This is a genomic window from Peloplasma aerotolerans, assembly GCF_030012175.1.
Taxonomy (GTDB): domain Bacteria; phylum Bacillota_I; class Bacilli_A; order Acholeplasmatales; family Acholeplasmataceae; genus Peloplasma; species Peloplasma aerotolerans.
Map to the genome: position 1 here is coordinate 24,416 of NZ_JASCXW010000009.1, position 13,155 is coordinate 37,570.

General features: G+C 32.5%; 10 protein-coding genes. 2 read left to right on the forward strand and 8 right to left on the reverse strand.

Going from position 1 to position 13,155, the window contains the following annotated elements; genetic code table 11:
• The first annotated feature begins 133 nt into the window (after nt 1-133).
• Together QJ521_RS04020 and QJ521_RS04025 are read left to right on the forward strand one after the other, a co-directional pair.
• Nucleotides 134-2,269 carry an ATP-dependent Clp protease ATP-binding subunit gene (locus tag QJ521_RS04020; RefSeq protein ID WP_282839147.1) on the forward strand — a complete coding sequence of 712 codons (2,136 nt, stop codon included), beginning with the start codon at nt 134-136 and terminating at the stop codon, nt 2,267-2,269.
• Nucleotides 2,270-2,330: 61 nt separating this feature from the next.
• A complete protein-coding gene (locus tag QJ521_RS04025) occupies nt 2,331-2,837 on the forward strand; it encodes a hypothetical protein (protein WP_282839148.1) in 507 nt (168 codons plus the stop codon).
• A 46-nt stretch (nt 2,838-2,883) separates the two neighbouring features.
• Here QJ521_RS04025 and QJ521_RS04030 read toward each other — a convergent pair whose 3' ends face one another.
• The 8 genes from QJ521_RS04030 to QJ521_RS04065 all read right to left on the reverse strand — a co-directional run bounded on the left by QJ521_RS04030 (nt 2,884) and on the right by QJ521_RS04065 (nt 13,108).
• On the reverse strand, nt 2,884-4,215 hold the full coding sequence (locus QJ521_RS04030) for an APC family permease (RefSeq protein WP_282839149.1): 1,332 nt from the start codon (nt 4,213-4,215) through the stop codon (nt 2,884-2,886).
• A gap of 86 nt (nt 4,216-4,301) precedes the next feature.
• Nucleotides 4,302-4,988 (reverse strand): class I SAM-dependent methyltransferase, encoded by a 687-nt coding sequence (locus QJ521_RS04035; RefSeq protein WP_282839151.1) that lies wholly within the window; start codon nt 4,986-4,988, stop codon nt 4,302-4,304.
• Nucleotides 4,988-6,013, reverse strand: coding sequence for an AEC family transporter (locus QJ521_RS04040; protein ID WP_282839152.1), 1,026 nt, complete (start codon nt 6,011-6,013; stop codon nt 4,988-4,990). Before QJ521_RS04040 ends, QJ521_RS04035 begins: the two co-directional genes overlap by 1 nt.
• Before the next feature lie 127 nt (nt 6,014-6,140).
• Nucleotides 6,141-6,524: a DUF2188 domain-containing protein gene (locus QJ521_RS04045; RefSeq protein WP_282839153.1), complete on the reverse strand. Its 384-nt coding sequence runs from the start codon at nt 6,522-6,524 to the stop codon at nt 6,141-6,143.
• Nucleotides 6,525-6,604: 80 nt separating this feature from the next.
• On the reverse strand, nt 6,605-7,129 hold the full coding sequence (locus tag QJ521_RS04050) for an immunoglobulin-like domain-containing protein (RefSeq protein ID WP_282839154.1): 525 nt from the start codon (nt 7,127-7,129) through the stop codon (nt 6,605-6,607).
• Nucleotides 7,126-9,630, reverse strand: a complete 2,505-nt coding sequence (locus QJ521_RS04055) for a S8 family serine peptidase (protein WP_282839155.1) — start codon at nt 9,628-9,630, stop codon at nt 7,126-7,128. The genes QJ521_RS04050 and QJ521_RS04055 overlap by 4 nt, the downstream gene beginning before the upstream one ends.
• Before the next feature lie 145 nt (nt 9,631-9,775).
• Entirely contained in the window at nt 9,776-11,758 is a 1,983-nt protein-coding gene (locus QJ521_RS04060; protein ID WP_282839156.1) for an alpha/beta hydrolase family protein, read from the reverse strand.
• Nucleotides 11,759-11,872: 114 nt separating this feature from the next.
• On the reverse strand, nt 11,873-13,108 hold the full coding sequence (locus QJ521_RS04065; protein WP_282839157.1) for an aminopeptidase: 1,236 nt from the start codon (nt 13,106-13,108) through the stop codon (nt 11,873-11,875).
• Between the last annotated feature and the right edge of the window lie 47 nt (nt 13,109-13,155).

Genomic DNA, 13,155 nt, shown 5'->3' on the forward strand with positions numbered 1-13,155 from the left:
TCAATATTTTAACATAATTCACTTAATTTTATAATATAAAACGATAATTAGCACTTAACAGTTGACAGTGCCAATTTGTTGATTTATAATAGAGTTGGATTTAAATTAATTGATGTTGCAAAGGAGGATGTTTATGAACTTTACACAAATGGATGACTATAGCAAAGATCCAAAAGTATTAGAAAAATTCGGTAGAAATATTGTTGAAGATGTAAAACAAGGAAAAATCGATCCCGTCATCGGTCGTGAGGATGAAATCCGAAGAGTTATTAAGATTTTATCCCGTAAAACAAAAAACAATCCAGTATTAATTGGTGAACCCGGTGTCGGAAAAACAGCAATCGTTGAAGGTTTAGCAAGACGCATCGTCGATAAAGACGTTCCTTTAGGCTTGCAAAATAAAATCATATACGAACTTGATTTAGCTGCACTCGTTGCTGGTGCTAAATTTAGAGGAGAATTCGAAGAAAGATTGAAAGCTGTTCTAAACAAAATTAAAGAATCTAACGGGGAAATCATTTTATTTATTGACGAATTGCACAATATTGTTGGTGCAGGACGTGCTGATGGTTCTATGGATACATCAAACATGCTTAAACCAATGCTTGCTCGTGGTGAACTTCACTGCGTTGGAGCGACCACACTCAATGAATACCGCAAATACATAGAAAAAGATAGTGCATTAGAAAGAAGATTCCAAAAAGTTGTTATTAACGAACCAACAGTAAGTGATACCATTAGTATTCTAAGAGGTTTAAAATCAAGATTTGAAGCACATCATGGTGTTACGATCTCCGATTTAGCGATTATTGCTTCTGCTACTTTATCGAATAGATACATCACTGACCGTTTCTTACCTGATAAAGCTATTGATTTAATTGATGAAGCTTGTGCTTCAATACGTATGGAAATTGACTCCATGCCCGTTGAACTAGATACGGTTAACCGCAAGTTAATGCAACTAGAAATAGAAAAAACCGCATTAGATAAAGAAACCGATCCTATTTCTAAAGAACGTTTATCTAAAATAAAAACTGATATAGAGCAATTTAAAAAAGAAGAAAAGCTTTTAAGGAAACGCTGGGAAGAGGAAAAGGAAACGTTAAATCTTATTAAATCAAAGAAAAACGATCTTGAAAAAATTAGATTAGACTTGCAAAATGCTCTAAATGATAACGATTATCAAAAGGCTGCAGAACTTCAATATAGCAAAATACCAAAACTAGAAAAAGATATTCAAGAGATGACTTTATCAAATCAAGAAGGCGATAAATTATTAACAGAAACCGTTACAGAAGAAATTATCGCTGAAATCGTTTCTAAGTGGACTCAAATTCCAGTATCAAAGCTAATGTCAGGTGATAAAGAAAAACTGCTACACCTTGAAGAAACCCTTAAAAATAGAGTTATCGGACAAGATCATGCCATCAGATTAATCAGTGATGCCATTATTCGCCAACGTGCGGGTATTAAAGATGAAAATAGACCCATTGGTTCATTTTTATTCCTAGGACCAACAGGTGTCGGAAAGACTGAAGTTGCAAGGTCACTCGCTGAGGCTTTATTTGATAGCGAAAATCAAATCGTTCGAATGGACATGAGTGAATATATGGAAGCTCATAGTGTATCTCGATTGATTGGTTCTCCTCCTGGATATGTCGGTTATGATGAAGGTGGACAATTAACTGAAGCTGTTAGAAGAAAACCTTATTCAATTATTTTATTTGATGAAATAGAAAAAGCACATCCAGAAGTTTTCAATATTTTATTACAAATCCTTGAAGATGGTAGATTAACCGATAACCAAGGACGTGTAGTTGATTTTAAAAATACGATTATTATATTAACATCTAATATCGGCAGTGAATATTTATTAAGCTATGAAAAAGATGCTCAAAATAAGGTCATGGATTTAGTTAAAGCTAAGTTTAAACCTGAGTTTATCAATCGTATTGACGAAATTATTGTGTTCAATGCATTAAGTCTACAAGTTCAAATGAAGATTGCCATGAAGATGTTAAATGATTTTAAAAAACGATTGGAAGAAAAGAATTTATTGATTGAACTTGGTGAAGAAATTCAAAAATTTGTCATTAAACATGGATTTAACGATGAGTATGGGGCAAGACCACTTAAGCGTTTTATTCAAAGACATATCGAAACCTTAGTAGCAACCAAGATTATCGAAGGTTCAATTGAACCTCATAAAAAATACCAAATGCAAGTCGTTGAAGACCAACTTGTCATCGTAGAAAACAGACAAGATTAATATATTAGATTGACTTTATACCCCAATCATATGTAGAATATTCATAAAGGGGGTATTTCCTATGGAAAATCCAGCTAAAATCGAAGACCTTATTCAACAGAAAAAACAAGAACTTGAGTCGTTAAAACAAAAAAAGAAAGATGAAGACTTAATTCACCTAGGTTTATTTGAAAAAAAATATTCAGACAGCAAGTCAGACGAGTATATTGATAGTGAATATTATAGAGAAACAGCCATGTATAAATATTACAAGAAAGTTCCTCTTAATAACGTAACAGATCAGCAAATTGATGAACTTTTATCCATAACAAATGAAATCGAACATCTCAAAAAAGAAATCAAAGAAGTCAAAGGAACTTTGGAACCAAACTCAGTTGCTTTTACACTTAAATTAATCGGAATTTTGATTTACGTGGTTGGTGTGATTTCTGCGATGGTTTTCTTAGGTAATGGCGGTGGAGAGATTGGCGTTATTATAATCTTCTCTTCATTTGTTTCAGGTACATTGTTTATTGGATTTTCAGAAATAATCAAATTACTACATTCAATGAATGAGAAACAAAAATAAAGATAAGTAGAGCACACATTGCATTTGCAACGTGTGCTCATTTTTTTTATAGTTCAGTTGACTCTTTTCTAATCATAAATAAATGATAAAGAATATAACCGAGAACTAAGACACCAAATCCAATAAGAGATGGTACTAGACTTTCAATAAGTGTTGCGACTAATAATCCCATTAAACCGACAATCGCGATTATTGGAACATATGGATATCCCCATACCTTATAAGGTCTTTCTAAATCAGGATTTCTCTTTCTAAACAAGAATACTGAAAAGAATATTAGGGAGTTAAAAATTAACCCACCAAATACAACAAATGTTAATAATTGTTCAACATTGAAGATTAATAAAATCAATGCCATCACACCTGATCCGATGATTGCTACAAATGGGGTTTGGTATTTTGGATCTAGTTTAGCAAATTGAGGGAAAAATGTATCATCTTTTGCCATTGCATAATAGACTCTAGGAAATACCATCACACTACCATTTAACGCACCGAATACTGAAACGGTTACTGCAATTAAGACGAAGCTCATTCCAGGCTCACCAAACAGTGTCATCATCGCTGCAATCGGTAATATCGTCCCTGATTCTGCCATAGGCACTAAGTTATCATAAGAAATAATGCGATATAATGAAAATATAAACAATACATATAATCCTGTTACTAATAATGTAGAAATCGATAAAGCTCTTGGTAAATCTCTTTTTACATTTTTCATTTCTCCAGCAACAGTATTTAAGTTCGTCCAACCTTCATAAGCCCATAAAGTTCCAACAACACCAAATGCAACCATCGTTAATAGCCTAAAAAATGAGACATCTCCTGTTTGCTGTAACGAGAAACTTACTGTTTCTGTACCCATGAATAAGCCAATAAAAATAATAGCTATAATTGGAACGACTTTTGCAACCAAGAAAACTTTTTGAATGGTTGCTCCAACCTTAATACCAAAATAATTAACAACTGATAATAAAATAATGATTAATGCTGCAATCCATTTTACATATGATGCAATCGGTAGCATATATGACAACACATCTGCGAAAATTAATGCTAATAATGCAATACTACCACTACTTGATAAAACAAAATTCATCATCCCACTTAAGAATGCTATTTTTTTACCATAAGCTCTTCTTAAGTAAACATAGTATCCACCTGTTTCAGGAAACATCGTTCCTAATTCTGCATAAGTTAAACCTGAAAACAAGGTAATGATACCACCAATAAGCCAAGCTAATAAAGATAAACCTAACGCATATCCAACACGTACAAGAATCAAACTACCAAATACAAAGATTCCTGATCCTATCATAATGCCTGCTAATATTGAGATACCACCAAATAATCCGATTTCTTTTTTTAAATTTGTCATATCGTCCCATCCTTTCATCCAAATACAAGGTATCATATTTTAGTTTGTTATTCAAAATAAATGCAAAAATAACACCTCAAAAGGTGTTATTTTTTTGAAATGATTAAATATAAATAATAATCTTGTTCATCAAATGGTTTGAAATTAAAATCTCCATATGCTTGCACTTTAAGATTCGCTAGTTCTATTTCTGTTATGAGTTGTTCCTTTTGATAAGGATATAATGTTGTTGTTCCTACAGTTTCATTATCTTTAAATTTAAGAACAGTCTTAAATAAAATTTGATTTTCTAAATATGAATATTCTCTTAAAAACTTGATGTCGTCATTTTCAATAACTTTAAGATGTTTGGGCTTTTCATTCAATATTTTTGTATAATTTAACAGTTGAACAATAAGAACACCATCTTCTGTTAAACTTTGATGTACTGATTCTAAAAATAGTCTCAAATCTTTCAATGTTAAGTGTGGTAGTGTATTCCCAAAACAAGTCATTAAACTAAATGTTTTTGATGTTTTTAAGCTACTGATCATATCGTCATGGAAAAAAGATAAGTGTGGGTAGTTTGCTTGAGCAACCTTAATCATATCCTGATCTAAATCGATACCAACAACATGCATACCGAGTTGATCGAGCAGATTTGTTAATCTTCCTGTTCCACATCCTAAATCGATTGCTTGACCAGACGGTACAATATAGGGTTTAATCAACTCTTCTATTTGACGATTCCAAGGAAATAATTGGTCATAATACTGACTTAAATGATGATACATTATAATGCTCCTAACGATCTAAACACAACAACTATTGCGAATATTGTAAAGACAGAAAAAACTGTTGTCCACACGACTAACTGTGCTGCTAGTTTTTCATCTCCACCCATTTCATGAACCATAATTGCACTCGATACAGCAACTGGGGCTCCAAATAGTGATATCAACGCTGCATAAGAATGACTCATACCAACAATTTTATCTTCAAGCATATATGCAATGGATAACATGATACTAGGAACTATAACGATTCTCCACATTACACCTAATGTAATTTGTTTGATTAAAGGTTTAATAACCGAAATTTCAAATTGACCACCTAAAGCAATAAGTGCCATCGGTGATGCTGTTTGACTTAATAATCGCATTGCATCATATGAAAACGTTAAATTATTTTTAATACTAAAAACAAGTTCACCATCGACAACAGGTATCCAACTGCGTATTAATAATGCAAACAACCCTAACATAACACCAATGATGAGCGGATTCGAGATAATGTTAATCATCATTTTCTTTACACTAATACGTTCACCAAATTCATTAACATGATACATATTGAGAGCAATCACAGATAATAAGTTTGCTAAGGGAATGGTGAATAATGATAAGATGGCTACGACTGCTACTGCTTCAACACCACCGAGTGACATTGCTAATGGTATACCAATTAAAGCAAAGTTAGAACGAATAATACATTGCAAAATAACACCTTTTTGTTCTCGGTCTTTCGTTGTGATGAATAAACTTAATATTCCGATGAAAAATGAAAGCATAATCCCAATGACTGCAAATGCTACGACGCCCCAATTGATTTCGCTTAAATGATTGATATTATAGACATTATAGAAAAGTAAGACTGGTAATCCTACTCTAAAAACAAACTTATTAAGTATATTAACGAAATGCGTATCAATAAAATTAGACTTTTTTAAAAAATAACCTAATATAATAAGAATAAAAATAGGTAAAACAGCATTTAATGCAAATAGAAAAGTGCTTGCCATGTTGGTTCCTTCTTTCATGGAATTGTCTCATTTATTTTAACATGAATATCTTTCAAATGTCTATTAATTAAAGGATATCTTAAAAAAACAAATAATCGTCTATTATGCTAGACAAAAAGAAAAAGAAGTTAGTTGCTAACTTCTATCATTTCTTTTCATAATCTTGTTTTCTAATGGAACCATCTAATTTGTGAATAACAACGGATGATCCAGCTTCTTCTGCAAGTTTTTCTGCATACTCAATTGCTTCTTTTTGAGTGTTGAAATATTTAATCGTTTTATTTGATCCTTCTTTACGAACACGCCACTCTTTATAATGGTCATTCTTTGGATCCTTGTTTTGCGATACATGATACTTCGCTGCTTTACCTTCCGTTTTCACAGGTTCGTCTTTAACAATTGATTTCTTTGGTGCTGGTTTAGGTTTCGCTTCCTGCTCTTCCTTTGCAACTTCAACTGGTTTTGTTGAAGCAACTCTCTCAGCCTCTAGGGCTTTTTTACGTTCACGACGCTTTCTAAAAAAACACATGACTAAAACTCCCTTTCTTTTTATAGTTCTATTATAGTCTATAAATTAGAAAAAGTACAATTTTTGTCTTTTTATGGAGTCTAATTAGAAATAACACTCACATATCTTTTTATTTGTGCGGTATTTCCACTTTCATCTGTTGCATAATAAGTAATGATATATTCACCTTCAATGTTTAAAACTTCACCTTCAGTTATAATAGTTATTTCTCCACCACTTGCATCTGATGTTTCAACACCTGCATCAATCCATGTTTCATCAATGAATATTGTATCAATACCTGGATTCAGTGAAATCACAGGTGGATTTTCATCAATGACGGTTACGTATCGTGTGATTGTTTTGGTTAAACCCGAATATGTCGTTTGATAAATAATTTCATAAACACCTAATTGGTTTACATTGATATCATTTTCAATGACTTCAACAGTTAGTAATCTAAGACCATAACTTGCTTTTGCTCCTGTATCTATATGAGATTGACCAATCTCTATAGTATCAATACCAGGATTTAATGTAAGATTTAGATGATTAATTGAAGGTTCTGTACAAGCAGACAAAAGTAGTAAGAAACCTATGGTTAAAAAGAACAACATCTTTTTCATAAAAACCATACCTCCTGCTCTTTTTTAATATATGATGTGTGATTATATAATGGTATATTCTGATCAATAACATAAACATATTTTGATTTAGTTGCGGTTTGGTTTCCATAAATAACTTCGTAAGTTATCACATACACTCCAACTTGATTTGTATTGACTTCTCCTGATGAAGTGAGTTCACCAAGATTAGTAGTTGCTCCTTGGTCTACATATTGATTACCACGCTCTATGGTAGTAACATCTGGATTTAAGGTGATTGTAACCTTAGGTTCTTGTTCTACAACTCTAACCATTCTAACTTTTGTATCTAATAGATTTTCACCTTCATAAATGTCATAAAAGATGGCATATCTTCCAGGAAGATTAATATTGACTTCTCCGCGGATTTCATAACTTAATAAATCATCAATGATATGAATGGTTCCATCGTTCCAATCTTCACTTTCATAAATAGTATCAATGCCAGGTAAGATGTAAATTGATTCTGGTCTATATATTTTTGAGAATACAGGATATATAAATGTATCATCTTCGATATAATTATAATCTTCAGTCCATGACTCGAAGTTATAATCAAATGATGGGCTTGATGCTTTAGTCGGTGGACTTGGTGCATCCACTTCTGAACCAAAGTAAACATTAGTTTGTTGAATAATCGTTACCAAATCACTATCATAAAAGACAACTGTATATAACCCATCATCAAACCTTGCATATAAATTTAAATGATTTAAAACTGGTTCGACTTCATATGTTTGAGTGAAACTTGAATCAAGATACCAACCTAGAAATGCAAAATCACCTTCAGGAATCAATGGATCAAATGTATCTCCATAAGAAACCTCAATTGATGAATCAATTTCGTTATTGATATAATATGTTACGGTGTATATTGATTTTGTAAATTTCGCGTATAGTGATGTATGGTCAAAAATGGGTTCATTTAAGTAAGGGTTTTGATAATCAATATCATAATACCACCCTTCAAACTCATGACCATCAAGTTCGGTTGATGGAACATTAAATGTCTCACCATATAAGACTTGGATAGTTTCTGCACTTGTCCCATCGGTGAAGAATGAAACATAATATAGATTAGGTTGATACTTCGCATACAATGTTAAGTTTACATTTGTAGTATCTACACCTATTTCAAAGACAAACTCAAATGATTCATCATAATACCATCCTAGAAATGAATGACCAGTTTTGACTGGATCATCAACTATAAATGTTTGGTTTACTAAAACAGTTATTGGTTCAATTGCCGTACCTTCATATGTTTCAAATGTAATGGTTACTTCTTCGACTTGCAGTGCTTGATATGCGTGTACAACGCCATATCCGTAATAAATATCATAACCTGGATCACCTTGATCTATGGCTGTACTCAGTAATTGATTTATAATTTGATTATCTGTGAATTCTGTAAAGTATGCAAGCATTAAACCGATAACGCCAGTAACTTGAGGTGCAGCTAATGATGTTCCAGTTGATGTTACATAAGTATTATTTAAACCAGTCGTGACGATAGATACTCCTGGTGCAGTTAGATCAACTTTATCATTATAATTAGAACCTGCATCTTCGGTATCCCAAATGGTAGATGTACTGTCGACAGCACCTACTGAAATAACACCATCGAATGAAGCTGGATATAGTTTTTGATCTGTTCCATCATTACCGCTAGCTGCAACAACGATAACACCTTCACTTCGTGCTTTATCTATTGCGGATTTAGTTAAAGGATTCGCATTTGCTCCACCAAGACTTAAATTAATAATATCTGCTCCTTGATCTACTGCATAGTGAATACCTTCAATAATTGCAGAATCAGAAAACTGTTTAGATTCATCAACTTCAGTATTAGGATCATCTAAGTTATTAGCTTTGATAACTAATAACTCAGAGTTTTGAACAATACCCGCGATACCTTTAGAATTGTCTTTATTTGCACCGATCACGCCAGTGATTGCAGTTCCATGTCCGTTATCATCTTCAACATGTGATAAACCAACTTGTTTTGTTCTTGAATTATATGATATTGCTGACAATCTTCCGACAAACTCCTCATGAGTTGTATCAATACCAGTGTCAATAATTGCTATGGTAACATCTGCACTTCCTTCTGTAAATGTCCATGCCATATCAACTCCCATTAGTTCAATAGCATATTGATCCTTTAAAAAAGGATCTCCAGTTTGTTGCCATGGTGGTGCTACAATTTGAGAGGTGCTGTTAAGTATAAACCCTTTCTCTATTAATGGTTCAACTTGTTTGCTTTGATTTGTTTGGTAAGTTGCAAATCCATAACTAGAAAAAGATAATAGTTCGATATCATTTTCTATAGCTATTTGCTGTGCAGAGTCTTCATCATCTACTTGATACAAAAGTTCAACTTGTTCTTTTGCTAAATCTTCATCTGCATATGAGAAAAAAGAGGAAGTTACTCCAAATAATAGTAAGACACTAATTATAAATAAAGTTAAGACTTTTCTCATGATCGTTTTCCTCATAACCTTTGATACATTTATATCTCTTATACTAGTATACAGTCAGGATATCACTTTTATTGGTTAATTAACAAATAATTAACATTTGAATTTTAACTTAAGAAAAAATGCCATATAATTATGGCATTTTAAGTTATTTTCTATATTTTTCAAACCAATCGGTTATTTCATTTAATCGTTTAAGTCTAGCTTGTGGTTTACCACTTCTTGATAATTCATGTGTCTCTTCCTTAAACCAAACAAACTTTGTGTCCAATCCTCTTTGTTTTAGAATGGTGAACAACTGCATTGCTTGTTCAATCGGACAGCGATAATCCTTATCGGAATGAATAAACAGCAAAGGTGTCTGAATGTTTTGTGCATATTTCATTGGTGATTGTTCCCATAATAGATCAGTATCTAAATTAGGATGTCCAGCTGTTTGGTCTTTTGAAAAGTAGAATCCAATATCTGAAGTTCCATGGAAACTCAACCAATTTGCAATGCTACGTTGAGTAACTGCTGCTTTAAAAATATGCGTATGCCCAACCATCCAGTTGGTCATAAATCCACCATATGAACCACCAGTTACAAATACTTGATTTTGATCAATTGATGGTGTCTTTTTTAGCACTAAATCAGTGAAGTCCATTAAATCTTGATAGTCCATCGTTCCGTATTTTCCTCTAATATCTGCAAAGACATCACCTTTACCGTCACTACCTCTTGGATTTGCAAAGCATACAAAGTATCCTTTGTTTGCCCAAAATTGCATTTCATGATAATAAACCTGACCATAAACAGTCTTAGGTCCACCATGGATATCTAAAATTGCAGGATATTTTAATGCAGGATCATAATCTTTAGGATATAATACCCAACCTTTAACGATATGTGTATCGTGTTTGACATAAACAGGTCTTGGTTTAGCTACATAAAGATTTTTAAGTGCACGTTGATTAATTCTCGTTCTTTGTTCTTGTTTCTTTTGCTCTGTATCAACCATATAGATTTCTTGTAGCTTTTGACGATAAAGCCCAACAACATAAATTTGATGATTCAATATACAAAAACCATCAATACTTCCATTAAATGGATACTCACACTTGATTTCACCATTTAAATCTAGAGAATTTAATTCAACATGATCATCAACAGTTGAAGTAAAATATAGTTTGTCATTAAAAATTAGATTGCTTTGATTTCCACCTAATCTAACATCAGAACCAACTGAGTTACCGATACTTCCTCCATATAGATTCAGTAGTTCGAGTTTATTATGGTTCAATACATAAAAATCGCTATTTTGGTTTAACCCAAAATCCTTCATGTCACTACCTGAAACAATGACTTTGTTTTTAAGTAAATATAATCCTCTAAATGCAAAATCATTTTCAGCATATAATGTATCAATTGTTTTGGAATCTAGATGATAGACATAAGCTTGTGATGTTAAGGTTTTAACTGGAGTTGCGATTGTGCCTGTGAAAAACACATGTTTTTTATCATCAGACACTTTAATGATGTTAAAACTAAAATTTGGGTCCAATATCGGTGCAACCACTTTCGTTTCAATATCAAAAATAAATAGTTGTTTTCTTACATTTGCTGTAAAACCATTTCCATTGAAATAAAATGGTATTTCATTAATATCTTCATAAAGACTGCTTTTCTTTTGCTCATCTAGAAATTTCTTTCTATCTGCTTTATTGTCTTGATATAAGCGGTGTTGCTCTGCAGTTAATGCTGCAGATAATAACAGTTTATTGCCATCCAATTGGTCTTCAACAGTTACTGGAAAGTCGAACTCAAATGCTTTTTCTAACTTTCGATCGATTAAATGATAGCGATAATAAATTGATCTTTTATCTTCCTTTATTTTTTTCTCTTCGCTCTTATTTTTTGCTAAAGGGAACAAGAGAGTCTGATCATTTTCCCAGATGAAGTGACTTCCTTTTTTAAGAGTTGTTATTCTTGTGTGTCGTTTTCCATCGCTGACAAATAAATCATAGTTGTATTCATTCTTCTTTAAATTCGCTTTTCCTACTGCAAATGCCATTTGCGTTTGACTTGGATTCGATGTTAAATTTGATATATATTTAAAATCTAAAAAACTATCTATCTTGATTTGTTCCATAAATGCACCATCCTTTGCTCTTTCCTTAATTATAAATTTTTATTGATGAAAAGTCCACTAAATCATAAGTTTCTAGTCTAGTAAAAAAAATGCCAAAAGGCATTTTAGTATTTCTTAGATTACAAAGTTTCCTTTTTCAAAGACTTTGACTTCTTTTCCATCTTGAGTAACACCAACAATTTCCATGTCTTCACTACCAAACATGAAATCAGAGTGAACCATTGAATTGTTGTATCCAATTTTTTCTAACTCAGAGATTGGCGTATTCACACCATTTTTAACATTCATCGGATAAGCTCTACCTAAAGCCATATGACATGAAGCATTTTCATCGAACAATGTATTTAAGAATAAAATGTTCGTATTTGAAATTGGTGAATCATGAGAGATTAATGCTATTTCACCAATATATCTACTACCTTCATCAGTATCTAATATATTCGTTAAAGCATCTTTTTCCTTTTTAGCATCATAATCAACGACTTGTCCATCTTTAAATTCTAACCAAAATCCATCGATGAGTTTACCCTGATAGTTTAATGGTTTTGTAGCTACAACTTTTCCGCGTGTTCCCCATTTATATGGCATTGTAAATGTTTCTTCTGTTGGGATGTTTGGATTAAAGTATGCACCATTTGTCGCGTGTTCTCCGCCACCAGCCCATACGTGATTTTCTACAAGTTCAACGATTAAATCTGTTCCTAAACTATTTTTAAAATGTAAGTGTTTAAAGTTATAATCATTAAGAATCTTGTTGTGTTTTAATAGAACAGCATTATGATTTTCCCATTCTTGAATTGGGTCGTTATCTTCGGTAACTCTTGATGCGTTTAATATAGCATCCCATAATGCTTCAACAGCATCTTCTTCATTAAGTTTTGGGAAGACTTGTTTTGCCCATATAGGATTTGGTGCAGCAACAATTGTCCATTGTGCTTTATTTCCCATAAGGTGTTCTCTAAAGAAACTGACAGCTTTTTGAACTGCAATACCCGCTTTTTGAGCTTTGTTAGGATCGACATCTTCATTAAGTCCTGGAATAGGTGATGTTACCGAAATAAAACATGCGCCAACATCAACAGCTTCTTGATGTTGATCGATAAACCATTGTGAAACTTTTTCTAACTCTTCAACCGATGCGTGCTTCAATGAACTTTTTGATACAAAATCATCAGACCATTGTACGAAAACACGTTTAGCACCAGCTAAATATGCTTCTTCTGTAATTTCTCTTATTAATTCTTTTGATTCAGTTGTTCCTCTAATAATGACAACCTGATCTTTTTGAACGTTTGCTCCAACTTGTACAGCAAGTTTAGCAAGTTTATTAATTCGTTTGTTTGATGGCATTATTTCACTCTCCTTACCGAATATAAGTATAACATATCTATAATAGA